Below are 23845 nucleotides of genomic sequence, written 5' to 3'. Positions count from 1 at the left end.
CATGGAGACAGGACGTGTCCCGTCAGGTGTTCCTCTACGACCCCCCGGACCGCTTCGTGGCCGGTACGGTCGGACTGCCCGGGCGCCGTACCTTCTTCCTCCAGGCCACCGCGGGTCCCCGCGTGACCAGCGTGGCCCTGGAGAAGACGCAGGTCGCCGCGCTCGCCGAGCGCATGGACGAGCTGCTGGACGAGGTCGTACGCCGTAGCGGCGGCAGCGCCGCCGTGCCTGCCGTGGCCCCCGCCGAGAACTCCGACACCGGCCCGCTCGAGGCCCCGGTGGAGGAGGAGTTCCGGGTCGGCACCATGGCCCTCGCCTGGGACGGCGAGGAGCAGCGCATGATCGTCGAGGCGCAGGCCCTCGTGGAGCTGGAGGCCGACTCCGAGGAGGATCTCGCCGAGGCGGAGGAACGGCTCCTCCAGGACGAGGAGAACGGACCCCCGATGCTGCGGGTCCGGCTCACCGGCGCGCAGGCCAGGGCCTTCGCCAAGCGCGCCCTCGACGTCGTCAACGCCGGCCGGCCGCCGTGCCCGCTGTGCAGTCTGCCGCTCGACCCGGAAGGACACGTATGTCCGCGCCAGAACGGATACCGTCGCGGGGCGTGACGACCACCGACCCGGTCTTCGCCGAGCTGCTCGCCCGGGGCGAGCTGACCGTGCGCGGCCGCATCCGTGACGCGTCCAACGCGGCCCTGTACTGCACCGTCGCCCACGACGGCCGTGAGGCGGCCTGCGTCTACAAGCCCGTCGCCGGCGAGAGACCCCTGTGGGACTTCCCCGACGGCACCCTCGCCCAGCGCGAGGTCGCCGCGTACGAGGTGTCCCGGGCGACCGGCTGGGACCTCGTACCGCCCACCGTGCTGCGCGAGGGGCCGTACGGCGAGGGCATGTGCCAGCTGTGGATCGAGGCGGCGCCGGAGTCCGAGCTGCTCGCCCTGGTCGACGCGCAGGAGCCGGAGCCGGGCTGGCGGGCGATCGGCTTCGCCGAGGTCGGCGAGGGCCGCACCGCGCTGCTGGTGCACGCCGACGACGAGCGGCTGCGCCGGCTCGCCGTCCTCGACGCGGTGATCAACAACGCGGACCGCAAGGGCGGCCATCTGCTGCCCACCGCCGACGGCCGGCTGTACGGCATCGATCACGGGGTGACCTTCAACACCGAGAACAAGCTGCGCACGCTCCTGTGGGGCTGGGCCGGGGAGCCGCTGACCGGGGAGGCCGTGGACGTCCTCAAGGGCCTCCAGGGCGCCCTGGAGGCCTCCGGGCCGCTCACTGCCACCCTGGCCGCGCTGGTCACCTCCGCCGAAGTCGCCGCCACCCGCGCGCGGGTGGCGGCGCTGCTGGAGTCCGGCAGGCACCCCGAGCCGAGCGGCGAGTGGCCGGCGATCCCCTGGCCGCCGGTCTGAGCCGCACAGGCACACCGGCCGGGATCGGGCAAGAGCGCCTTCCCGGCCATCCGGCCCGCTTCGGTTCGTAAAGGCAACTCCGGTCCGGTTACGCTCATGACATGCATGCCTGGCCCGCTTCCGAAGTCCCCGCTCTGCCCGGTCAGGGCAGCGACCTGAGGATCCACGACACCGCGACCGGTGGCTTGGTCACCCTCGACCCCGGTCCCGTCGCCCGTCTCTACGTCTGCGGCATCACGCCGTACGACGCGACCCACATGGGTCACGCGGCGACCTACAACGCGTTCGACCTCGTTCAGCGCGTGTGGCTCGACACCAAGCGGCAGGTTCACTACGTCCAGAACGTCACCGACGTCGACGACCCGCTGCTCGAACGCGCGGTCCGCGACGGCGTCGACTGGGTCGCGCTGGCCGAGAAGGAGACGGCTCTCTTCCGTGAGGACATGACCGCCCTGCGGATGCTCCCGCCGCGGCACTACATAGGCGCGGTGGAGGCGATACCCGGCATCGTCCCGCTCGTCGAGCGGCTCCGGGACGCGGGCGCCGCCTACGAACTCGACGGTGACATCTACTTCTCCGTCGAGTCCGACCCGTACTTCGGTCGGGTCTCCAACCTCGACGCCGCCGCCATGCGGCTGCTGTCCGCCGAGCGCGGCGGCGACCCGGACCGGCCGGGCAAGAAGAACCCGCTCGACCCGATGCTGTGGATGGCCGCCCGCGAGGGCGAACCCAGCTGGGACGGCGGCTCGCTGGGCCGCGGCCGGCCCGGCTGGCACATCGAGTGCGTCGCCATCGCGCTGGACCACCTGGGCATGACCTTCGACGTCCAGGGCGGCGGCTCCGACCTCGCCTTCCCGCACCACGAGATGGGCGCCTCGCACGCCCAGGTGCTCACCGGCGAGTTCCCCATGGCCAAGGCCTACGTCCACGCCGGCATGGTCGCCCTGGACGGCGAGAAGATGTCCAAGTCCAAGGGCAACCTGGTCTTCGTCTCCCGGCTGCGCGCGGACGGCGTCGACCCCGCCGCGATCCGGCTCACGCTGCTCGCCCACCACTACCGCTCCGACTGGGAGTGGACCGACCAGGTCCTGGCGGACGCCGTCGCCCGGCTCGGGCGCTGGCGCGCGGCCGTCTCCCGGCCCGACGGACCGCCCGCCGAGGCGCTCGTCGACGAGATCCGCGAGGCCCTCGCGCACGACCTCGACGCCCCGGCCGCGCTGGCCGCCGTCGACCGCTGGGCCGACCTCCAGCAGGAGCGGGGCGGCACCGACATCGGCGCGCCCGGTGTCGTGTCCCGGGCCGTGGACGCCCTGCTGGGCGTCGCGCTGTAACCCACCGGCGAGGGGTGCCTTTCCGCATGGCGTGAAAGGCACCCCTCGCTTACTGTCGAGATGCTGTCGACCGGCCGCCGGCGGCTGTGAGCACGGGGCTCCCCGTGGTGGGGTGGGCGTCAGTCGACCGTCGGACCGGCCAACTGCCGGTCCCTACGCGGAAGGACGTTCCGTGGCACCCACACACGGTTCCTTCGCACACTCCCTCTCGCGCCGCCGGCTCCTCGGGTTCGGTGCCGCGACCCTCGGCGCGGCCCCGCTCGGCACGCCCGCCCGCGCGAGCACCGGCGCGACCGGCACCCGGCCGGACGTGATCGCCCTCCCGGACGGCTTCCGCCCCGAGGGCATCGCCGTCGGACGCGGCCCCTACGCCTACCTCGGCTCGCTCGGCGACGGTTCCATCTACCGCGCCGATCTGCGCACCGGTGAGGGCCGCATCGTCTCGCAGGGCCCCGGCACCTCCTCCGTGGGCCTCGAACTGGACGGCCGGGGGCGGCTGTTCGTCGCCGGACGCGACGCGGGCGCCCGGGTGGTGGACGTACGCAGCGGCGAGATCCTCGCCTCCTACCGGCTCGCCGCCACCACCCCCACCTTCACCAACGACGTGTTCCTCACCCCCCGCACGGCCTGGTTCACCGACTCCTACCAGCCCCGCCTCCACGCCCTCCCGCTGGGCCGGCGCGGCGAACTCCCGGCCGCCGACGACGTCGTACGCCTGACGCTGAGCGGCGACTGGGTCCAGGGCGCCGAGGGGTCGGTGAACGCCAACGGCATCACCCGCACCCCCGACGGCTCGGCGCTGCTCGTCGTGCAGTCCGGGGTCGGCGCCCTGCACCGGGTGGACGCGCGCACCGGCGTCACCCGGCTGGTCGACCTCGGGGACGCGGCCCCGCTCACCAACGGCGACGGCCTGCTGCGCGTCGGGCGGACCCTGTACGTCGTGCAGAACCGGCAGAACGCGGTCGACGTGTTCACGCTCGCCGCCGACGGCCGCAGCGGTGTCTTCCGGCGCCGGATCACCGACCCGGACTTCGACGTGCCCACCACGGTCGCGCGCTGGGGGGACCGGCTCTACCTGCCCAACGCGCGGTTCACCACCACACCGACCCCGGACACGCCGTACTCGGTGGTCGCCGTACCCGCGTGACACGAGGCCGGTGAAGCCGGAGGGGGCGGTGCGTGAGACACGCGCCGCCCCCTCCGGCTCATCACTCCGACCTTCGCTCAGTCCTCCGACGAATCCTCGTCGTCGCCCAGCGGCTTCGGCGGCTTCGGCGGACGCGTCCGCTCCCCGGGGCCGGGCGGACCGCCGCCGTCCCGGCGGCGCAGATAGCGCTCGAACTCACGGGCGATCGCCTCGCCCGACGCCTCCGGCAGCTCCGCGGTGTCCCGCGCCTCCTCCAGCGTCTGCACGTACTCGGCGACCTCGCTGTCCTCCGCCGCCAGCTGGTCCACGCCCACCTGCCAGGCACGCGCGTCCTCGGGCAGCTCGCCCAGCGGGATGCGGACGTCGATCAGGTCCTCCAGCCGGTTCAGGAGGGCCAGCGTCGCCTTCGGGTTCGGCGGCTGCGAGACGTAGTGCGGGACGGCCGCCCACAGCGACACCGCGGGCACGCCCGCGTGCGTGCACGCCTCCTGAAGGACGCCGACGATGCCCGTCGGGCCCTCGTACTTGGTCTCCTCCAGATCCATCCGCTGCGCCAGGTCCGCGTCGGACGTCGTGCCGCTGATCGGGACCGGACGGGTGTGCGGGGTGTCACCGAGCAGCGCGCCCAGGATGACCACCAGCTCCACACCCAGTTCGTGCGCGAAGCCCAGCAGTTCGTTGCAGAACGAGCGCCAGCGCATGGACGGTTCGATACCGCGGACGAGCACCAGGTCCCGTGGCTTCTCGCCACCGACCCGCACCACCGACAGTCTCGTCGTCGGCCACGTGATCTTGCGCACGCCGCCGTCCATCCACACCGTGGGGCGGTTCACCTGGAAGTCGTAGTAGTCCTCGGCGTCCAGCGCCGCGAACACCTCGCCCTTCCACTCCCGCTCCAGGTGCGCGACCGCGGTGGAGGCGGCGTCGCCGGCATCGTTCCAGCCCTCGAACGCGGCCACCATGACCGGGTCGATCAGCTCGGGAACCCCCTCGAGCTCGATCACCCAGCGCCTCCTTCCGACGTGCCCTCGCCTGACCACCCAACCTTACGGCGTTCTGCGGGGGCGCCCGCAGCCCCCTTGCACGGGGGAGTGAACGGATCACTGCCCCGTTCGCCACCCCGGAACACCCCCGGCCCGGGACGGCTGCCCGCGCCGGCGCACAGTGTTCTCACAGGGTCGAGCGCAGCCACTGCTCCACGCTCGCGATGTGCACGGTCGCCCACGACCGTGCCGCCTCCGCGTCCCGGTCGCGCAGTGCCGCCAGGATCGCCCGGTGTTCGCGCAGCGTGCCGGTGACGGCGTCCTCCTGGGTCAGGCCCCGCCAGATCCGGGCCCGGGTGGTGGGCCCGGACAGGCCGTCCAGCAGGGAGCACAGCACCGAGTTGCCGGCGCTCTGCACGATGCCCCGGTGGAACTCCAGGTCGCAGGCGACGAGTTCCTCCACCGACGGCGCCTCGCCCAGCTTGTCCAGCTGCGACTCCAGCGCGTTCAGCTGCTGCTCGCTGACGCGCAGCGCGGCCATCGCGGTCGCGGCCGGCTCCAGGATCCGGCGCACCGCCAGGAACTCCAGGACCGTGTCGTCGCGGTGGAAGTCCACGACGAAGCTCAGCGCCTCCAGCAGCAGTTGCGGGTCGAGACTGGTGACGTACGTGCCGTCGCCCTGGCGCACGTCCAGGATCCGGATCAGCGACAGGGCGCGCACCGCCTCCCGCAGGGAGTTGCGGGACAGGCCCAGCTCGGCGGCCAGCTCGCTCTCCTTGGGGAGCCGGTCCCCGGGGCGCAGCGCACCCGAGACGATCATGCCCTTGATCTTCTCGATCGCCTCGTCGGTGACTGCCATGACCGGCCTCCTGTCGCTCTCCGACCCGTACGGACTCCGCGTCGTGTAGACATCGGATGTCTCAGGCCATTATGAGCACCTGATCGCCCGGGTGGGGAGTGATCAGACCAGCGCCTCCAGATCGGCGATCACGGCCCGCTCGTCCAGGGTCGTCAGGGTACGGTCCCGCATCAGCACCCGGCCGTCCACCACGGTGTCCCGCACGTCCGCCGAGTGCGCCGCGTACGCGAGCGCCGACCACGGGTCGTGCGCCGGCCGCAGATGGGGCGCGGCCAGGTCGAGCACGACCAGGTCGGCCCGCTTGCCCGCCTCCAGAGAGCCGAGCTCCTCCCCGAGCCCCAGCGCCCGCGCGCCCTCGATCGTCGCCATCCGTACGGCCTGCTCGGCGCCGACCGCCGTGGGATCGCCGCCCGCCTTGTGCACCAGCGCCGCCTGCCGCACCGCCCCGAGCACGTCCAGCGAGTTCGAGCTGACCGCCCCGTCGGTGCCGAGGCCCACCGTCACACCCGCGCTCAGCAGCCGCGGCACCGGCGCGATCCCGCAGCCCAGCTTCAGGTTCGACACCGGACAGTGGGCGACGGCCGTCCCCGTACGGGCCAGCGCCGCGATCTCCGGGCCGGTGAGGTCGACGGCGTGCGCCAGCAGCACATCGGGCCCGAGCAGCCCGAGCGAGTCCAGCAGCTCCACCGGCCGTCTGCCGTGCTTCACCTCGACGGTGGCCACCTCGGTGGCGTTCTCCGCCGCGTGGATGTGCACCAGCGCCCCGAACTCCCGCGCCAGCGCGAAGACTTCGGTGAGCTGACCGGGGGAGAGGGTGTACGCCGAGTGCGCGAACACCACCGGCCGGCGCCCGTGCCGCGCCGCCTCGCGCGCGAGGAGGTCCCGGCGCGCCCACGCGAGCCGGTCCTCGAAGGCGAGGCCGTCCGGCGGCTCGGGCACGTCCATGAAGGTCGGCCCGGTCAGCAGCCGCCAGCCCGCCTCCCGTGCCGCCTGTTCGGCCGCCTCGTGGAACCAGTACATGTCCAGCGCCGAGGTCACCCCGGCCCGCAGGCTCTCGGCGACCGCCAGCCGTACCGCCGCCGCCACGTTCTTCGGCGTCAGCAGCTCCGCCTCCCACCGCAGCACGCGTTCGAGGAACCCCTGGAGGGTGACGTCGTCGGCGCGGCCGCGCAGCAGGGTCATCGCCAGATGGGTGTGGGTGTTGATCAGGCCGGGGAGGACGAGACAGCCCCCGGCGTCGATCTCCTCGTCCGCCGTGAACCGCGCCCGCAGCTCCGGGGCCGGTCCCACCGCGACGATCTCGCCCTCGTGGACCGCGACCGCCCCGCCGCGCACGACGGTGCCGGCCTCGTCCACGGTGAGCACGTCACCGCCGTGCACCAGCAGGTCGACGCTCACGCCCGCTCCTCCTCGGCCAGCAGCCGCAGCGCCTCCAGCGACACGACCGCGCCGCGTTCGACGCCGGCCGCCACTACCTCGCGGTGCGGGTCGTAGGCACCGGTCGAGAAGGGGGACTCCTCGTCGACCAGCTCGTCGGCGTTCGCGCCGTCGATCACCAGCACTCCGCCCGCGACGAGCCCGCGCAGCGAGGCCGTGACCAGCAGCGCGGACAGCTCCATCTCGATCGCCGCGAGTCCGGCGCCGTCGTAGGAGAAGAGGGGGAGGAGCCCCGGCTGGAAGGCCGCCCGGGTCCAGACGACGCCCCGGTGGTGCGGGGCGCCCTGCTCGCGGGCCGCCCGCTGGAGGGCGAGGACCGCCTCGGGGGCGGCGACCGCGGGGTACTCCGGGGGCAGCAGCTGGTGGGTGACACCGTCGTCGCGGACGGCGGCCTCCGCGACGACGAGGTCGCCGTCGGCGATGCCCGGCTTCATCGCGCCCGCGGTGCCGAACCGCAGGAAGACGCGCACGCCGGCCTCCGCCAGCTCCTGGAACAGCAGGATCGCGCCCGGCGCGCCCACCCCGTGCGAGGCGACGACCACCGGCAGTCCCTTCCAGCTGCCGCTGAACACCCGGTACTCGCGGTGGTACGACACCTCCTCGGTGCCGTCGAGGAGGGCGGCGACGGCGGCGGCCCGGGCCGGGTCGCCGACCACGACGGCGTGCGCGGGCAGGCCGGTGCGGGGGATGCGGGTGACGGGCAGGAGGTCCTGCGTCATGAGCGGGCTCCAGAGGAACGGGTACGGGGACGGCGACGGCGGCGGGCCGTCGTGAGGAAGAGCGCGCCGAGCGTGACGACGTACGGCGCGGCGTCGGTCGCCTGCTGCGGCAGACCGAGGCCCTGGAGACGGAACCCGGCCGCCTCCGCGAGCCCGAAGAGCAGCGCGGCGAGCAGGACGCCGAGCGGCGCCGCCCGGCCCAGCATGACGGCCACCACGGCGATCCAACCACGCCCGGCGGTCATGTTCTCAGTGAACAACGTGACGTTTCCGAGCGCGAGTTGGGCACCGGCGAGGCCGCACAGCACCCCGGAGAGCAGGATCACGCCGTACTGGTACGACGCCGGGCGCACCCCGAGCGTGGCCGCCGCGTCCGGAGCCTCGCCGACCCCGCGCAGCCTGAGGCCCCACACATGCCGGGACAGCAGCAGGGCGGCGACGGCCACCGCGGCCCACGAGAGGTACGCGAGCGGGGTGAAGCCGCCGATCAGCGGCAGCCCGGCCAGGGACGGATCGTCGAAGGTGCCCTGCACGCCGAAGACCGTGCGCAGCAGGAAGCTGGTCAGGCCGACGGCCAGGAGGTTCATCGCGATGCCGAGGACGACCGCGTCCCCGCGCAGGGTCACCGCGCCGACCGCCAGGATCAGCGAGTAGGCCGCCGCCGCGAGGGCGGCCGCGAGGACCCCCAGCCAGGGGCTGCCGGTGAACCAGCTCGTCGCCACCGAGGTGAAGCAGCCCATCAGCATCATGCCTTCGAGGCCGATGTTGAACACGCCGGCCCGTTCGCACAGGGCTCCGCCGAGGGCCGCCAGCAGGATGGGGGTGAGGGCGCGCAGCGCCGACATGAGGAGATCGGGGTCGAGGAACATCAGACCGCCTCCCTTTCCCGGGAACGGCGGCCGAACCAGCGGCTCGGGAAGCGCAGCCGGGCCGCCAGGAACACGATGACGATGGCCTGGAGCACCTGGGTCAGCTCGCGCGGCACCTCGGTCGTGCGCTCCATCGCCAGGCCGCCGACCTGGAGGACGGCGAAGAAGAAGGCGGCGACGACCGTGCCGAGCGGGGCCGCGCCGGCCAGCAGGGCCGCCGTCAGTCCGGTCCAGGTGTAGCCGGGCGCGGTGAGCGAGCCGTCCACGAAGCGGTACGGGAAGCTCAGTACCCCGATGGCGCCCACGAGTCCGGCGAGCCCGCCCGACACCGACATCAACCGCAGGGTCAGGCCCCGGCGTTCGACACCCGCGTAGGCGGAGAAACGGGAGTTGAGGCCGGTCATCCGGATCTCGTAGCCGACGGCCGTGCGCCGGTCGGTGAACCAGTACGCGGCCGCCGCGAGCGCGACCAGCACCAGCCCCAGGGTGACCGTCGAGTCGCCGAACGCGGGCAGGGCCACCCCGTCCGGCAGCGCGCGGGTCTGCGGCAGGCTGGAGCCCGGCTCCTTGAGCGGGTAGCGGGCCAGGTAGGAGGCCAGCGACACCGCCGGGTAGCTCAGCAGCAGGCTGCTGACCAGGAGCGGGACACCGAGGCGGTTCTCGCACAGGGCGGCCAGGACGGCGTATCCGGCGCCCGCCGCGGTCCCGGCCAGCAGGGCCAGCACGACGGTGAGGGGCGCGGGCAGCGGCGAGGCGAGACCGGTGACCGCGGCCGTGATCCCGCCGAGGACCATCTGGCCGTCGCCGCCGAGGTTGATCAGTCCGGCGCGCAGCGGGACGGCCAGCGCGAGCGCCAGGCCGAGCACGCTGGTGCCGGTGGTCAGCGTCGGGCCGATGCCGTCGCCGCCGAGCGCGCCGGTCAGCACGGCCTGATAGGCCGTGAGCGGGTCCGCGCCGGTGCCGAGCAGGAACAGGGCGCCGATGAGCAGGCCCGCCAGCACGGAGAAGGTGAGGGGGGAGCGCAGGGCTCCCGCTATGCGTGTGCGTGTCATGTCAGTCGACGGCCTCCGTCGCCTTCGCCGCCGGGACGGGGGCGCCCGCCATCGCCAGGCCGAGGGTCCGCTCGTCCGCCTCTCCCTTGGGGTACGAGGCCGCGATCCGGCCCTCGTACATCACCAGGACCCGGTCCGCGAGCCCCCGGATCTCGCTCAGTTCGGCCGAGACGAGCAGGACGGCGTGACCGGCGTCGCGGTAGGCGATCAGCTGGTCGTGGATGTTCTGGATAGCGCCGATGTCGACCCCGCGCGTGGGCTGCTCGACGAGCAGCAGCGGGGCGTCATGGGCGAGTTCGCGGCCGATCAGCAGCTTCTGGAGGTTGCCGCCGGAGAGCGCGGAGGCGGGCACCTCGGTCGTCGCCGCCTTGATCCCGAACCGTTCGACGAGCCGCCGGGCATGGGCGCGCACGGCGGCCGGCGGCAGCAGACCGCGGGAGGAGAGGGAGGTGCGGTGGTGGCCCATCGCCAGGTTGTCCGCGACCGTCGCGGCGGGTGCCGTGCCGACCGCGTGGCGGTCCTCGGGGACGTACGCCAGGCCCCTGGCGCGGCGTTCGGTGGCCGAGGCGTGGGTGATGTCGTCGCCGGCCAGCGTGACCCGCCCCGCGGTGACCGGCCTCAGCCCGGCCAGCGCCTCGATCAGTTCGCTCTGCCCGTTGCCCGCGACGCCCGCGATGCCGACGATCTCGCCCGCGTGGACGGTGAGGTCCACGTCGTGGACGGAGTCCGTGCCGAATCCGGTGACGTCCAGCACCGCGTCACCGGGCGTGCCCGGTGCGTGGATCCGGTCCAGCCGCACCGCGCGGCCGGTCATCGCGGCGGCGATCTCGTCGGCCGTGGTGTCGGCCGTGACCAGCCGGGCGACCACCCGGCCGTCCCGCAGGACGGTCACACGGTCGGAGCCCTCCAGCACCTCGCGCAGCTTGTGGGTGACCAGGATCACCGTACGGCCCTGCGCGGTCAGCGACTTGAGGACGCTGAACAGGGCGTCCGCCTCGGCCGGGGTGAGCACGGCCGTCGGCTCGTCGAGGACGAGCGTGCGGGCGCCCCGGTGCAGCAGTTTGAGGATCTCCACGCGCTGGCGCAGCCCGACCGGCAGGTCGCCGACCCGGGCGTCCGGGTCGACGGCGAGGCCGTGCTCCTCGGCGAGCGCGCGCACCCGGTCGCGGGCGGCGGCCCGGTCCACCAGACCGAAGCGGCGCGGCTCGGCGGCGTAGACGACGTTCTCGGCGACCGTCAGCGAGTCGAACAGCTTGAAGCTCTGGTGGACCATGCCGAGCCCGGCCGCCATGGCGTCGCCCGGGCTGGTGAAGCGCGTCTCGCGGCCGTCGATCCGGACCGTTCCGGCGTCGGGCCGTTCCATGCCGTACAGGACCGACATCAGCGTGGACTTGCCCGCGCCGTTCTCGCCCATCAGGGCGTGGATCTCGCCCCGGCGGACGGTCAGGTCGACGGCGTCGTTGGCGAGCGTGCCGGGGAACCGCTTGGTGATTCCCCGCAGCTCGACGGCGAGTTCCGGTTCAGCTCGCGGCGGGGTCATCGACCGTCAGCTCTCCGGACACGATCTGGTCGCGCAGCGCCTCGACCTTCGCCAGGACGTCCTTGTGGTCGGCGATCACGCACTTCGACGAGTCGACGCCGTCCTCCAGACCGGTCAGGCTGATGCCGCCCTCCTTCAGGCCGTACGAGACGGTGGTGCCCGTCGTGCCGGCGAGGACCGACTCGATGCCCTTCTCGACGGCGACGTCCGTGCGCTTGACCACGTTGTCGACGACCGTGCCGGGCGCCGAGGTGCACTGGTTGACGTCCACGCCGTACGCGTACGCGCCCTTGGCCTCGGCGGCCTCGAAGACGCCGTAGTTGCCGGCCGCGGCGGCCGCCATGATCTGGTCGTAGCCCTTGGAGAGCAGGGTGTTCGCCTGCTCCTTGGCGCGGGCCGAGTCGTCGAACGGGGACTGGCCGCCGACGAAGCGGGTCGACGTCTCCGTCTTGGCGGCGACCTTCCGGGCGCCGGCCGCGAACGGGTCGCTGTAGCGGCGGAACTGGGGCGTGTCGAGCACGTCCACCGCGCCGACCTTGCCGGACTTGCTCAGCAGGCCCGCCTCGGCACCCGCGAGGTAGACGCCCTCGTGCTCGCGGAAGACCGCGCAACTGACGTTGTCGTACGTCTTCGTGGTGCAGGCGTCGACGATCAGGAACTGCTGCTTCGGGTGCTTCTGCGCCTGCTGGGCGACGATGTCGGCGAACTCGAAGCCGACCAGCACGATCACGTCCGGCGCCGCGTCCACCGCGGCCTGCACGTTCTGCTGCTGGGAGGCGGTGTCCGTGGACTCGTAGACCTTCCGCGTCCCGTCGTGCCGCTTCGCCGCGCTCTCGATGCCGCTGACGGCGAGCTTCAGGAACTCGTTCTGCCCGACGGCGTCCGGGGTGACGAGGGTGAAGGACTTCCCGCTGCCGCCGGTGGCCGCCGTGGTGTCGTCCTGCTTCGCGGCGGCGTTGCAGGCGGTGGCGAGGAGCGCGGTGCCGGCCGCGAGGGCGGCGACCTGGAGGGAGCGGCGGTTTCTGCGGTGCATCGGGGACCTTCCGGGTATGCCGGGGGGCGCGCTCGACGGTGAGCACGAGGAGAGGGTGGGGTGGACTGCGTGCGGGAGGGCGGTGCGGGACGGCCGTCGGCCGGGCCGAGGGGGACGGGCTCAGCTACGACAGCCGTCGGCGGCGCATCGGCCGAAGTCGAGGAAGCGGCGCATGGTGAGCAGCGGCATGATCTCCCCCTTCGTCTCGCCCTGCGGGATACAGGTTTCGCCCTGCGGGATGCAGGTGCGTGACTGTAACACTCATTTCCGGACAGCCGCCCGCCCGTCTCGAACTATGGTTCGCTCAGGGTTCTTCGAGGTCATGTACGGTGTCGGACACCATCGGAACATCAGGAGTGTCCCGTTATGTCCCAGGAACTGCGCGCCGTCGAGTGGACCGGAACCGGCCTCGCGCTGATCGACCAGACCGCCCTCCCGCACCGCACCGAGACCGTCGATGTCCACGATGTGGATGGCTTGGTGGACGCGATCCGGCGGCTCGTGGTGCGCGGCGCCCCCGCGATCGGCGCGGCCGGCGCCTACGGCGTGGCGATCGCGCTGCTCCAGGGCGAACGGGAGGGCTGGACCGAGGCCGAGGTGCGCGCCGCCGTCGCCCGGATCCGCGAGGCACGGCCCACCGCCGTCAACCTCATGGTCTGCGTGGACCGGGTCATGACCCGCTTCGGCAAGGGGCTGGACGCGGTGCTGGAGGAGGCGGCCGCCGTCCAGCGCGAGGACGTCGAGGCCAACCGGGCGATGGCCGCGTTCGGCGCGGACTGGCTGCTCAAGAGGGTCGGCGAGGACCGGCCGCTGCGGATCCTCACCCACTGCAACACCGGCGCCCTCGCGACCGCGGGCTGGGGCACCGCCCTCGGCGTCGTCCGCGAACTCCACGCGCGCGGACGGGTGGAGGTCGTCTACGCCGACGAGACCCGCCCGCTGCTCCAGGGCTCGCGGCTGACCGCCTGGGAGCTGGTCCAGGAGGGCATCCCGCACTACGTCCAGGTCGACGGGGCCGCCGCCGGCACCATCCTGCGCGGCCAGGTCGACGCGGCGGTCGTCGGCGCCGACCGGATAGCGGCCAACGGCGACACCGCCAACAAGGTCGGCACCGTGGGCGTCGCCCTCGCCTGCGCCGACGCGGGCATCCCGTTCCTGGTCGCCGCGCCGACCACCACGGTCGACCTGGCCACGCCCGACGGGGACGCCATCCACATCGAACTCCGCGGCGAGGACGAGGTGCTGGAGTGGGCCGGCGTCCGCACGGCGCCCGCCGCCTCGCGCGGCCACAACCCGGCGTTCGACGTCACGCCGGGGCGCCTGGTGACCGGGCTGGTCACCGAGCGCGGAGTGCTGGAGGTCTCCGCGGGCGAACTCCCCGGGGAGCGCCTGAAGTAGGGCCTCTCGCGCGGAGCGCACGAGGAGGGGGCGCCGGTCCGCGACCGGCGCCCCCTCCTCGTACCCGCCCGGCTCAGCGCCGGGTCAGTTCCAGCTCCAGCAGCCACTCGACCACCTCGGTGTGATGGCGGGCCCGGCGCGGGCTGTCGCCCCAGACGTACAGCCCGTGGCCCGCCACGACCACCGCCGGCATCCGGGGCTCGCGGGCCGCCTCCAGGCGATCGCCGAGCACCTTCATGTCCTGGCTGTTGGCGATGACCGGCAGGGTCACCTCGACGTCGTGCGCGGGCTGGCCGACGCCCTTGAGCATCTCCAGATCCCGGAAGACGATCCCGCCCGGGTGGCGGTGGCCCAGGGCCACGGACGCCACCGTGTGGACGTGCACCACCGCGCCCGCACCGGTCAACGCGGCCACGCGCGCGTGCAGTTCGGCCTCGGCGGACGGCTTCCCGCCGCGCAGCGCCGCGCCCTGACCGTCCACCAGTACCACGTCCGCGGGCGTCAGTTCGCCCTTGTCGTGGCCGCTCGCGGTGACCGCGAGGCGCAGCGGCTCGCGGGACAGGACGACCGACAGATTGCCGGACGTGCCGCGCATCCAGCCGAAGGAGGCGAAGCGGGCGGACTCGGCGGCCAGGACCGCGCCCGCCTCCTCCAGGTCGAGTGCGTTGATCTCGGCGGTCATGCGGTGCTCCCGGTGGTACTGGTAGTGCCGGTGGTGCTGAGGGTGATCTCGTCGAACGTCGCCGCCTGCGGGTGACCCTCGACGGCCTGCGCGGAGTACGGCTCCCCGGGCCGCCGGATCCCCACGGCGTGCCAGCCGGCCTCGCGGGCCGCGTCGAGTTCGCCCGGCCGGTCGGAGAGGAAGAGCAGGCGCCCACCCTCGACGCCGGTCGACTCCGCGATCCGGCGGTACGACGCCGGCTCCTGCTTGGGACCCGCGTTCTCGGTGTCGTACAGACCCGACACGAGCGGGGTGAGGTCGCCCTGCGGGCTGCTGGTGAACCAGGCCCGCTGCGCCGCCACCGATCCGGACGAATAGACGTACAGCCGTACGCCGGCCGCGTGCCAGGCGCGCAGGGCCGGTACGACGTCGTCGTAGAAGTGCGAGACGAGGTCGCCGCGCGCGAAGCCCTCCGCCCAGACGATGCCCTGAAGGGTCTTCAGCGGCGTCGCCTTGCGGTCGTCGTCCAGCCAGGCGTTCAGCGTCTTCTCGACCGCGGCCGCGTCGGCGTCCGGCTCCCCGGACAGCTCCCGCACCTGGGCGATCGCGCGCGACACCGCGGGTTCGGCGGCGCGCTCGGTGAGCAGTTCGGCGAAACGGGCGCGCGAGTACGGGTACAGCACGTCCACGACGAAGCCCGTGGCGCTCGTGGTGCCCTCGATGTCGAGCACCACGGCGTCCACGGCGAACGTCAGGGTGCGCTGGCTCACGCGGCGGTCCTGTCGGCCTCGAAGCCGGCCGCGATCGTGTCGTAGTCCGGGAAGCGCGAGGCGATGGGGGAGCCGGTGAAGGTGCCGATCCAGCCGTCCTCCTCGTGGAAGAAGCGGATCGCGGTGAAGGAGGGCTTCGTGCCCATGTCGAACCAGTGGGTGGTGCCGCGCGGGACGCCCAGCAGGTCGCCCTTCTCGCAGAGGACCGCGTGCACCTCGCCGTTCACGTGCAGATAGAAGATGCCGGAGCCGGAGACGAAGAAGCGGACCTCGTCGTCATCGTCGTGGGTGTGCTCCTGGAGGAACTTCTCGCGGGCCGCCTTCGCCTTCGCGGGGAACTCCGGGTCGTCGCTGGGGTGCAGACCGAGGACGTCGACGGTGCTGAAGCCCTCCTCGGCGTTCAGCTTGTCGATCTCCGGGCCGTACGCGGCGAACACGGTCGCGCTGTCGGCGTCGAAGGGGACGTCCTCACGGACCGGCCACTGCTCGAAGCGCACGCCCAGCGGCTTCAGGGCCTCGGCGATCTCGGCGGGGTCACAGGTGCGGCGGACCAGGGTCTCCGGGCCGGACTCGGACCAGGTCGTCAGCAGCGTCATGGAAACAACTCCAGCAGTCTGGAAGGAGAGGTGAGGTGGGGCCGGCGGTGGATGCGCGTCGCCGGTGGATGGACGTCACTCGGCCGCGCGGCGCCGGGGGCGGGTGCCGGTTCCGTGATGGTAACTCCGGATGTGGTGTACACCGACTTCGGGAAGAGTGTTGTCCCACATGGCGAGATGTGATGTCCATTGCCTTTCAGGGCCCCGCCGCCGGGCCGCGAACGCGTCCCGCCACGCCGCTCGCCGGGATCCGCCCGGTCGGCGCTCACACGTCCAGGGAGGCGTCCGGCAGCGACAACGCGGCATCCGCCGGATCACCGCTCGCCTCGCCCGCGAGGTGCGCCTGGAGGCGTACGTGCCGGAACTCGAACGAGGCCCCGGTCTGCCGCAGCACACCCCGGCGGTGGGCGTCCGCCAGGAACGACATCAGCCGCCACGGCATCCGGCCGGTCGCCGCGAGCCAGAACCGGGCGACCGTGAAGCGCCCCCAGGCGCTCAGCGCGAGCGCCGCCGTGCCCAGCGGCAGCCACAGCTGGGTGCCGATGTGCGCGAGCCCGCCCCGGTCGCCCGGCAGCGCCAACACCGGCACGCACACGAACGCCACCAGCAGCGCGACCATGGCGCCGCGGGTGACGGCCGCCGTCCGGTCGGTGCGCAGCGAGGTGCCGGGACTCGTGGCCCGTATGACGTCCGAGGGCACGCTCAGGGCGCGGTACACCCCGCACACGCATCCGCCGACCACACCGATCAGCACCCCGGCCCCCACGAACGGCGGCAGGAACCGCGCGAGGAACCCCGAGGCCGTCCCCTCGGTGAGCCAGGCACGGGCCCGTTCCGGCAGCACGGACCGCAGGTTCGCCGCGTGGGCAACCGTCGTCGTGCCGCCGGTCGCCGTACTGCCGGTCGCCGTACCGCTGGTCGTCGAACCGGCGGTCGCCGTACCGCCCGTCGCCGTGTGACCCGTCGTCGGAGCCGCACCGCCCGTGGTCAGGCGCACCACGACCGCGCCGTCCCGGGACTCGAACACCGTGTACCGGGACACGAACCGCACGCACCGGCGGTCCCGCAACAGGGGCACGTCGCAGTCCGGCGGCTGCGCGCCCTCGGGATAGGCCACCGGCCGCGCCCCGCCGCCCGGGTACAGCAGCATGCCCCGCACCGGCCGGCCGCCGGCCGCCGATCTGACGCCGTGCCGCTCCGCGAAGCTCCAGCCCTGCGGGCCGGCGCCCGGGACCGCCGGCACGTGGTCCGAGGTGAGCAGGGTCGTGCCGGCCGCGGCGAGTCCCGAGGCCGTACAGGTGGTGACCCCGATCAGCAGGGCGGCGGCGGTGCCCCGCAGCGCGCCCGCCGCGAAGCGCCCGGCGACCCGCCCCGCCCGGGGCGGCCGCCTGTCGTCCTGCCCGGCCCCACGGCCACCGCTCACCCGCAGCGCCACGCCCGCTCCCGCGCAGGTGATGCCGACCAGCAGGGTCCAGGGGTTGCCCGACCAGCCCAGCGGCACGGCGCCCGCCGTCACGGTCCCGCCCAGCAGCAGGACCGCCCCGCAGAACCGGGCCGTCGCGCGCCCCGCGGCACCGCTCCAGGGCAGCCCGAGCGGCAGCGGCCGCCGCGGCAGTCCCGCGATGCCGAAGAACAGGGTGAAGAGGAGGGAGAACAGACAGCCGCCGAGCAGATCGGGCAGCCAACCGTCGGTCACGGTGCCGAACCGGAACCCGAAGCGCAGATCGTCCGCCGCGGCGAAGCCCGCCCAGAGCAGGGCGCTCGCCGACGCCGTCACCAGGGTCTGGCGGGCCAGGAACCGCCGGCCGCGCCGGCCCTCGCCGGAGGGCAGCAGGTACATCACCCCGAACGCGAACCCCAGCGTCTGCCCCACCAGCGTGGCGACCAGCGACCCGGTGTCCTCGGCACCCGCCAGATCACGGGTGGCCCGGGCCAGGGCGACGGGCAGCGTCAGCGCGGACAGCAGGGCCAGCGACAGCAGCCCCGGCGCGTACACCCGCAGCGCGCGCGGCAGCAGCGACTCCAGTTCCCACCAGGCCAGCCGGGTCGTGCCGCGCCGGTGCAGCTCGGCGGCGAGCAGGGTGAGCCGGCGCACCGCGTCCGAGGTGGCCCGGGGCCCCGCGTCCGCGAACGCGGCCGGCACGAACGCGCCGAGCAGATGTTCCTCGACCGCCTCGGCCGTCGGGAACCGTTCCGGGTCGAGCAGCTCCGACGGGTCCCGGGAGGTGTCGCCGTAGACCGCGCGGGCCAGCGCCACCGTCAGCGGGGTGGCGAGCGCCCGGGCCAGCGGGTGCCCGGGGCGGTGCGCGAGTTCCCGCAGCACCGGTGTCCAGACCGTGCCGGGTTCGTCCTCCGCCGGGTGCAGCGGCCGCGCCGTCCGCTCCAGATGGCCGGCCGCCTGCCCGAGGTCGAGGGGGAGGAGCTGGACCACCTCGGCGGCGGTGAGCACGTCGCCCTCGGCCACGGCGGTCGTCCAGGCGTCGCTGCGGCTGGTGAGGAACAGCGGCAGATCGTCGTCCAGTTCGGCGTTGATCCGCCGTACGGCCTGCCCGTAGGCCTGCCGGGACAGTTCGTCGAAGCCGTCGAGCACCGGCTGGACGAGTCCCGCGTCGAGCAGGGCCCGGGCCAGGGTGCGCCGGTCGTCGGCCGGCCCGGCCAGCGGCCGGTACTCGGCGGCGAGCCGGTGCGCCAGCCAGTCGCGCAGTGCGTCGGCGTGCGGGTCCCAGCCCGCCAGCGGGAAGATCACCGGCACCGGGCCGCCCGGCCGGCGCGCGGCCAGCCGGTCGAGGACGAACCGCACCGCCAGCACGCTCTTGCCGGACCCCGGGCCGCCGAGCACCACCAGGCGGCGGCCGGACAGCGCGGCGAACGATCCGGCGATGTCCTCGATCCGGTACTCGCGCGGCGCGGGCAGCCGGGGCCGCCGCACGTTCTCCGGGTGATCGGCGAGCCGCCGGTCCGCGGGCGCCCAGCGCACATCGAGCGGCACCGGGTCCCGCAGCCGCCGTAACCGGGCCTCGGCCGCCCACTGCTCACGGACCGCCTCGGCGAGGGCGTCGGCGGCGCGCCGGCGGGTCCGGTCGGCCGAGTGCGCGGGCGGGTCGGCGTCGCCGCGCAGGATGTCGGCCACGAGCGCGACCACCGACACGAACGCGCCGATCGCCGAGATCAGCACCCCCGCGGTGGCGGCGTTCTCCCACCACCACCGCAGGACACCCGCCAGTGCCAGGAGCGCGGTCGCGCAGACGGCGAACCCCACGCGCCGCCGCGCCCGCGCGCTGTGCCGTCCGCCGTGCATATGACCGCCCCCGGTGGCAGCCGTCCAGCCGCCGTGTCGCCGTGCCCGAATGACCGTTGTAGCGGCCCGGCGCGGCAACGAACGCGCTGTTCGACATACGTGTGAGGGAGCGTGCGGAGGCCTTCGAGGGGCGTGCGGAAGCGAGTACGCCCGTTCCGCGCATGGGACACCGGCAAGCGTGCGGGGCACATACGGGCATGCGAGAGGGGCGGCTCCATCGGCGAGGAGCCGCCCCTCTCGTGGTTCCGGCCCCGGTACGGCGGGGCCGTCCCCCGGTGCCGGCCCCGGTCAGGGGAGTGGGCCGGCGCAGGGTCCGTCGGTGACCGGGCGGGTCACTTCTTGTCGAGCAGGTCCTGGACCTTGGCGCGGACGTCGTCCGTGGCCAGACCGCGGATCGTCAGCGTCGTACGGCGGCGCAGCACGTCGTCCGCCGTCTCGGCCCACTCGTTGTCGCGGGCGTAGACGACCTGCGCCCAGATCTCCGGGGCATCGGGGTGGACGCGCTCGCGCAGTTCGGGGTTGTCGTTGGCCAGACGGGCGATGTCGAAGGCCAGCGAGCCGTAGTGGGTGGCCAGGTGCTTGGCGGTGTCCGCCGCCATGCGCGGACCGGGCGCCGGGTGGTCCACCAGCAACCGGTGGGCGACCGCGCGCGGGTTGGCGACGCCGGGCAGCGGAAGCTTCTTCGGCAGCGAGGCGATCGGCTCGAAGTCGTCGCCGAGCGGGTGGCCCGGCAGCGCCTCCAGCTTCTGCATCACCGTACGGCCGATGTGGCGGAAGGTGGTCCACTTGCCGCCCGCGACGGACAGCATGCCGCCCCTGCCCTCGGTCACCACCGTCTCGCGCTTGGCCTTGGCGGTGTCGCCGGGGCCGCCCGGCAGCACCCGCAGACCGGCGAAGGCGTAGGTGATGAGGTCGCGGTCGAGCTGCTGGTCGCGGATGGAGAACGCGGCCTCGTCGAGTATCTGGGCGGTGTCCTTCTCGGTGACCCTGACGTCCGCGGGGTCGCCCTCGAACTCCTCGTCGGTGGTGCCCAGCAGCAGCATGTCCTCCCACGGGAGGGCGAAGGTGATGCGGTACTTGTCGATGGGGGTCGCGAGCGCGGCCTTCCACGGCGCCGTCCGCTTCAGGACCAGATGCGCGCCCTTCGACAGCCGGATCGACGGGGCGGCATTGGGGTCCTCCATCTTGCGCAGGTGGTCGACCCAGGGGCCGGTCGCGTTCAGCACGAGCCGGGCGTTCACGCCGAACTCGTCGCCGGAGACGCGGTCGCGCAGGTCGGCGCCCGTCACCCGGTTCCGGGTGAAGCGCAGCCCGGTGACCTCGGCGTGGTTGAGGACCACCGCGCCCGCCTCGACGGCCGCGCGGACCGTCATCAGCGCCATGCGGGCGTCGTTCATCTGGTCGTCGCCGTACACGGCCACGGCCTTGAGGTTGTCGGTGCGCAGCTCGGGCACGTCCTGGGCGGCCTTGGCCGGCGAGAGCAGATGCCCCACGCCGTCACCGAAGGCCGACAGGGCGGAGTAGGCGAAGACGCCCGCCCCGAGCTTCGCCGCGCCGTGCGGCCCGCCCTTGTACACGGGGAGGTAGAACGTGAGCGGGTTCGCCAGGTGGGGGGCCACCTGGCGGGAGACCGCACGGCGCTCGAAGTGGTTCTCCGCCACCAGCTTCACCGCGCCGGTCTGCAGGTAGCGCAGACCGCCGTGGAGAAGCTTGGAGGAGGCGGAGGAGGTGGCGCCGGCGAAGTCGCCGGCGTCGACCAGGGCCACCCTGAGGCCGGACTGCGCGGCGTGCCAGGCGGTGGAGATGCCCAGGATGCCGCCGCCGATCACGAGAAGGTCGTACGACGCCTTGGAGAGCTGCTCCCGGGTCTCGGCGCGGCTCGGGTTGGAACCGGAGGCCGGGCGCGTACCGAGGGCAGGCACGGACTGCAGGGTGGACTGACTGGTCATGTCGGGTTCTTACTCCTCATCAGAGCTCTCGTGGGAGCCGGCTTCGATACGGGGAGCCGGCTCTTGTCAGCTCTCGTCCTCGTCGAGCCAGCCCATGGTCCGCTCGACGGCCTTGAGCCAGCTCTTGTACTCACGGTCGCGCTTCTCCGCGGCCATGTTGGGGGTCCACTCGGCGGCCCGCCGCCAGTTGGCGCGCAGGTCGTCGGTGCTGGTCCAGAAGCCGACGGCGAGACCGGCGGCGTAGGCGGCGCCGAGGCAGGTCGTCTCGGCGACCATCGGGCGCACCACGGGGGCGTCCACGAAGTCCGAGAGGGTCTGCATCAGCAGGTTGTTGGAGGTCATGCCGCCGTCGACCTTGATCGCCGCGAGCTCGACGCCGGAGTCCTTCGTCATGGCGTCGGTGATCTCACGGGTCTGCCAGGCCGTGGCCTCCAGGACGGCGCGCGCGAGGTGCGCCTTGGTGACGTACCGGGTGAGGCCGGCGATCACACCGCGGGCGTCGGAGCGCCAGTACGGGGCGAACAGACCGGAGAAGGCCGGCACGAAGTACGCGCCGCCGTTGTCCTCGACCGTGAGCGCGAGCGTCTCGATCTCGGCGGCGGTGGAGACGAGACCCATCTGGTCGCGCATCCACTGCACCAGCGAACCGGTGACGGCGATCGAGCCCTCGAGGGCGTAGACCGCCTTCTGGTCGCCGATGCGGTAGCCGACCGTGGTCAGCAGGCCGTTGTACGAGTTGACCGGCTTGTCGCCGGTGTTCATCAGCAGGAAGGTGCCGGTGCCGTACGTCGACTTGGCCTCGCCCTCGGCGAAACAGGTCTGGCCGAACAGCGCCGCCTGCTGGTCGCCGAGCGCGGAGGCGACCGGGATGCCGCCGAGCAGGTCGCCGAGCTTGCCGCCGCTGACCTCGCCGTAGACCTCGGCGGAGGAGCGGATCTCCGGGAGCATCGACAGCGGGACGCCGATGGACTCGGCGATCTTGTCGTCCCACTCCAGCGTGTGCAGGTTCATCAGCATGGTGCGGGAGGCGTTGGTGACGTCGGTGTAGTGCTTGCCGCCGTTGACACCGCCCGTCAGGTTCCAGATGACCCAGGTGTCCATGGTGCCGAAGAGGATGTCGCCCGCCTCGGCGCGCTCGCGCAGGCCCTCGACGTTGTCGAGCAGCCAGCGGGCCTTGGGGCCGGCGAAGTAGGAGGCCAGCGGCAGGCCGGTCTCGCGGCGGAAGCGGTCCTGGCCGACGTTGCGGCCGAGTTCGCGGCACAGGGCGTCGGTGCGGGTGTCCTGCCAGACGATGGCGTTGTGGACGGGCTCACCGGTGTTCTTGTCCCAGAGGAGAGTGGTCTCGCGCTGGTTGGTGATGCCGATGGCCTTGATGTCGTCGCGGGTGATGCCGGCCTTGGCGACGGCTCCGGCGACGACCTCCTGGACGTTGGTCCAGATCTCGTTGGCGTTGTGCTCGACCCAGCCCGGCTTCGGGAAGATCTGCTCGTGCTCCTTCTGGTCGACCGAGACGATCCGGCCGTCCTTGTCGAAGACGATGCAGCGGGAGGAGGTGGTGCCCTGGTCGATCGCGGCGATGAAGGGGCCGGCGGTGTGGGCGTCGGTCACGGTGTGCTCCTGAGGTTCCGTGGAGTGGGCTGTCTGTACGGCGCGGTGCTTAGTGAGTGCGGTGAAGGCCGAGTGCGTTGTCGCTCAGCATGCTCTTCGTGCTCTTAAGCGAAGGCGACGTTGTAGATGCCTGCCGCGATGGCGCCGCCGATCAGCGGGCCGACCACGGGGATCCAGGCGTAGCCCCAGTCGGAGCCGCCCTTGTTGGGCAGGGGCAGGAGCGCGTGCACGATGCGCGGACCGAGGTCACGGGCCGGGTTGATCGCGTAGCCGGTCGGGCCGCCGAGGGACAGACCGATCGAGACGACGACGAGCGCGGTGATCAGGGCGCCCAGGTTGCCGAGGCCGTTGCCCTTGTCGTTCAGGCCCTGGGTGAGGACCGCGAGCACCAGCACGACGGTGCCGATGATCTCGGTGGCGAGGTTCTGCCAGACGACCCGGATCTCCGGGCCGGTGGAGAAGACGCCCAGCACCGGGCCGGCGCCCTGTTCCTGGGCCTCGACGGCCTTGGCCGTGGTGGCCTGCGCACCGGGGCCGCCGACGATCTCCTTGTCGGTGAGGTGCGCCTGGAACTGGCCGTAGTAGGCGACCCAGACCAGCGCGGCTCCGATCGCGGCACCGAGGAACTGGCCCGCGAAGTAGACCGGAACGTTGCTCCAGTCACTGTCCTTGATCGCGAGTGCGACGGTCACGGCCGGGTTGAGGTGGGCACCCGAGAGCGGGGCCGAGGTGTAGACGGCCGTCAGTACGGCGAAACCCCACCCGAAGGTGATGGCCAGCCAGCCGGCGTTGCGGGCCTTGGAGGCCTTCAGCGTGACGGCGGCGCAGACGCCACCGCCGAGCAGGATGAGTATGGCGGTACCGATGGTCTCGCCGATGAAGATGTCGGAGCTGGACACCCGCGACTCCTTTGTCCTTCGTCCAGGGGACCGAACCCCGGGTCCCTCCGGAGGTTCGAGCTGCCCTCGGGGGTGAGAGCGATTTGCCGGCCCTTGGCGTTGCCACACTCTAGCGCGTATTGCCGGTAGGTGTTCGACAATGCCGACCGATGGACGAGAGTTTTGCTCTGGCCTCACGGGTGCGTCAAGGGTTCGGTTATCGAAAACGCGATCGTTATTGATCGCGGGAAGTTATCGATCTTCTGACGCCTGACGTCACTCTCATCCTGAATGCCCCATTTGAGGCCTATTTCA

General features: G+C 73.0%; 20 protein-coding genes. 5 read left to right on the top strand and 15 right to left on the bottom strand.

From position 1 onward, the window contains the following. The first annotated feature begins 14 nt into the window (after positions 1-14). The 4 genes from IE275_RS13065 to IE275_RS13050 all read left to right on the top strand — a co-directional run bounded on the left by IE275_RS13065 (position 15) and on the right by IE275_RS13050 (position 3880). Positions 15-605 carry a DUF3090 domain-containing protein gene (locus IE275_RS13065; protein ID WP_189711092.1) on the top strand — a complete coding sequence of 197 codons (591 nt, stop codon included), beginning with the start codon at positions 15-17 and terminating at the stop codon, positions 603-605. Next, the gene (locus tag IE275_RS13060) at positions 569-1402 is read left to right on the top strand and encodes an SCO1664 family protein (protein WP_189711090.1); all 834 of its coding nucleotides are present in this window, start codon (positions 569-571) and stop codon (positions 1400-1402) included. The genes IE275_RS13065 and IE275_RS13060 overlap by 37 nt, the downstream gene beginning before the upstream one ends. A 101-nt stretch (positions 1403-1503) precedes the next feature. After that, positions 1504-2733 carry a cysteine--1-D-myo-inosityl 2-amino-2-deoxy-alpha-D-glucopyranoside ligase gene (gene mshC, locus IE275_RS13055; protein WP_189711088.1) on the top strand — a complete coding sequence of 410 codons (1230 nt, stop codon included), beginning with the start codon at positions 1504-1506 and terminating at the stop codon, positions 2731-2733. Positions 2734-2905: 172 nt separating this feature from the next. Next, positions 2906-3880 carry an SMP-30/gluconolactonase/LRE family protein gene (locus IE275_RS13050; protein ID WP_189711086.1) on the top strand — a complete coding sequence of 325 codons (975 nt, stop codon included), beginning with the start codon at positions 2906-2908 and terminating at the stop codon, positions 3878-3880. A gap of 77 nt (positions 3881-3957) precedes the next feature. On the opposite strand, the gene IE275_RS13045 is transcribed toward IE275_RS13050, so the two are convergent. From IE275_RS13045 to IE275_RS13010, 8 genes are all read right to left on the bottom strand, one after another. Beyond that, a complete protein-coding gene (locus tag IE275_RS13045; protein WP_189711084.1) occupies positions 3958-4884 on the bottom strand; it encodes a PAC2 family protein in 927 nt (308 codons plus the stop codon). Positions 4885-5050: 166 nt separating this feature from the next. Then, entirely contained in the window at positions 5051-5722 is a 672-nt protein-coding gene (locus IE275_RS13040) for a FadR/GntR family transcriptional regulator (RefSeq protein ID WP_189711082.1), read from the bottom strand. Positions 5723-5824: 102 nt separating this feature from the next. Next, positions 5825-7120 (bottom strand): amidohydrolase, encoded by a 1296-nt coding sequence (locus IE275_RS13035; RefSeq protein WP_189711080.1) that lies wholly within the window; start codon positions 7118-7120, stop codon positions 5825-5827. Further along, complete coding sequence (locus IE275_RS13030; protein ID WP_189711078.1) at positions 7117-7878, bottom strand: nucleoside phosphorylase; 762 nt, start codon at positions 7876-7878, stop codon at positions 7117-7119. Before IE275_RS13030 ends, IE275_RS13035 begins: the two co-directional genes overlap by 4 nt. Next, on the bottom strand, positions 7875-8747 hold the full coding sequence (locus IE275_RS13025; RefSeq protein WP_189711076.1) for an ABC transporter permease: 873 nt from the start codon (positions 8745-8747) through the stop codon (positions 7875-7877). The genes IE275_RS13030 and IE275_RS13025 overlap by 4 nt, the downstream gene beginning before the upstream one ends. After that, entirely contained in the window at positions 8747-9799 is a 1053-nt protein-coding gene (locus tag IE275_RS13020; protein WP_189711074.1) for an ABC transporter permease, read from the bottom strand. The genes IE275_RS13025 and IE275_RS13020 overlap by 1 nt, the downstream gene beginning before the upstream one ends. 1 nt (position 9800) lies before the next feature. Further along, complete coding sequence (locus tag IE275_RS13015) at positions 9801-11339, bottom strand: ABC transporter ATP-binding protein (protein WP_189711072.1); 1539 nt, start codon at positions 11337-11339, stop codon at positions 9801-9803. After that, positions 11320-12372, bottom strand: a complete 1053-nt coding sequence (locus IE275_RS13010; protein ID WP_189711070.1) for a BMP family ABC transporter substrate-binding protein — start codon at positions 12370-12372, stop codon at positions 11320-11322. The genes IE275_RS13015 and IE275_RS13010 overlap by 20 nt, the downstream gene beginning before the upstream one ends. Before the next feature lie 366 nt (positions 12373-12738). On the opposite strand from IE275_RS13010, the gene mtnA reads away from it, so the two are divergent. Beyond that, complete coding sequence (gene mtnA / locus IE275_RS13005) at positions 12739-13770, top strand: S-methyl-5-thioribose-1-phosphate isomerase (protein ID WP_189711068.1); 1032 nt, start codon at positions 12739-12741, stop codon at positions 13768-13770. 73 nt (positions 13771-13843) lie between these two features. On the opposite strand, the gene mtnB is transcribed toward mtnA, so the two are convergent. From mtnB to IE275_RS12970, 7 genes are all read right to left on the bottom strand, one after another. Continuing rightward, the gene (mtnB, locus tag IE275_RS13000) at positions 13844-14452 is read right to left on the bottom strand and encodes a methylthioribulose 1-phosphate dehydratase (protein WP_189711066.1); all 609 of its coding nucleotides are present in this window, start codon (positions 14450-14452) and stop codon (positions 13844-13846) included. Then, positions 14449-15201: an acireductone synthase gene (gene mtnC, locus IE275_RS12995; RefSeq protein WP_189711064.1), complete on the bottom strand. Its 753-nt coding sequence runs from the start codon at positions 15199-15201 to the stop codon at positions 14449-14451. The genes mtnB and mtnC overlap by 4 nt, the downstream gene beginning before the upstream one ends. Next, positions 15198-15797, bottom strand: a complete 600-nt coding sequence (locus tag IE275_RS12990) for a 1,2-dihydroxy-3-keto-5-methylthiopentene dioxygenase (RefSeq protein WP_189711062.1) — start codon at positions 15795-15797, stop codon at positions 15198-15200. The genes mtnC and IE275_RS12990 overlap by 4 nt, the downstream gene beginning before the upstream one ends. Before the next feature lie 265 nt (positions 15798-16062). Further along, on the bottom strand, positions 16063-19095 hold the full coding sequence (locus tag IE275_RS12985) for an NACHT domain-containing protein (RefSeq protein ID WP_189711060.1): 3033 nt from the start codon (positions 19093-19095) through the stop codon (positions 16063-16065). Between the two features lie 332 nt (positions 19096-19427). Next, entirely contained in the window at positions 19428-21044 is a 1617-nt protein-coding gene (locus tag IE275_RS12980; protein ID WP_189711058.1) for a glycerol-3-phosphate dehydrogenase/oxidase, read from the bottom strand. A gap of 66 nt (positions 21045-21110) precedes the next feature. Beyond that, a complete protein-coding gene (gene glpK / locus IE275_RS12975; protein WP_189711056.1) occupies positions 21111-22652 on the bottom strand; it encodes a glycerol kinase GlpK in 1542 nt (513 codons plus the stop codon). A gap of 104 nt (positions 22653-22756) precedes the next feature. Continuing rightward, positions 22757-23551 (bottom strand): MIP/aquaporin family protein, encoded by a 795-nt coding sequence (locus tag IE275_RS12970; RefSeq protein WP_189711054.1) that lies wholly within the window; start codon positions 23549-23551, stop codon positions 22757-22759. Between the last annotated feature and the right edge of the window lie 294 nt (positions 23552-23845).

The sequence above is a fragment of the Streptomyces phaeofaciens genome (assembly GCF_014648915.1).
Classification (GTDB): Bacteria; Actinomycetota; Actinomycetes; order Streptomycetales; family Streptomycetaceae; genus Streptomyces; species Streptomyces phaeofaciens.
The sequence above is the reverse complement of the archived record's forward strand: the minus strand, read 5'-3'. Positions and strand labels throughout refer to the sequence as shown.

Excerpts from the sequence above, each read along its gene's own strand:
- IE275_RS13010 (WP_189711070.1), bottom strand. The coding sequence starts at position 12,372 with ATGCACCGCAGAAACCGCCGCTCCCTCCAGGTCGCCGCCCTCGCGGCC.
- IE275_RS12985 (WP_189711060.1), bottom strand. The coding sequence starts at position 19,095 with ATGCACGGCGGACGGCACAGCGCGCGGGCGCGGCGGCGCGTGGGGTTC.
- IE275_RS13060 (WP_189711090.1), top strand. The coding sequence starts at position 569 with ATGTCCGCGCCAGAACGGATACCGTCGCGGGGCGTGACGACCACCGAC.
- IE275_RS12990 (WP_189711062.1), bottom strand. The coding sequence starts at position 15,797 with ATGACGCTGCTGACGACCTGGTCCGAGTCCGGCCCGGAGACCCTGGTC.
- IE275_RS13040 (WP_189711082.1), bottom strand. The coding sequence starts at position 5,722 with ATGGCAGTCACCGACGAGGCGATCGAGAAGATCAAGGGCATGATCGTC.
- IE275_RS12980 (WP_189711058.1), bottom strand. The coding sequence starts at position 21,044 with ATGACCAGTCAGTCCACCCTGCAGTCCGTGCCTGCCCTCGGTACGCGC.
- IE275_RS13025 (WP_189711076.1), bottom strand. The coding sequence starts at position 8,747 with ATGTTCCTCGACCCCGATCTCCTCATGTCGGCGCTGCGCGCCCTCACC.
- mshC (WP_189711088.1), top strand. The coding sequence starts at position 1,504 with ATGCATGCCTGGCCCGCTTCCGAAGTCCCCGCTCTGCCCGGTCAGGGC.
- mtnB (WP_189711066.1), bottom strand. The coding sequence starts at position 14,452 with ATGACCGCCGAGATCAACGCACTCGACCTGGAGGAGGCGGGCGCGGTC.
- IE275_RS13015 (WP_189711072.1), bottom strand. The coding sequence starts at position 11,339 with ATGACCCCGCCGCGAGCTGAACCGGAACTCGCCGTCGAGCTGCGGGGA.
- IE275_RS13030 (WP_189711078.1), bottom strand. The coding sequence starts at position 7,878 with ATGACGCAGGACCTCCTGCCCGTCACCCGCATCCCCCGCACCGGCCTG.
- mtnA (WP_189711068.1), top strand. The coding sequence starts at position 12,739 with ATGTCCCAGGAACTGCGCGCCGTCGAGTGGACCGGAACCGGCCTCGCG.
- IE275_RS13020 (WP_189711074.1), bottom strand. The coding sequence starts at position 9,799 with ATGACACGCACACGCATAGCGGGAGCCCTGCGCTCCCCCCTCACCTTC.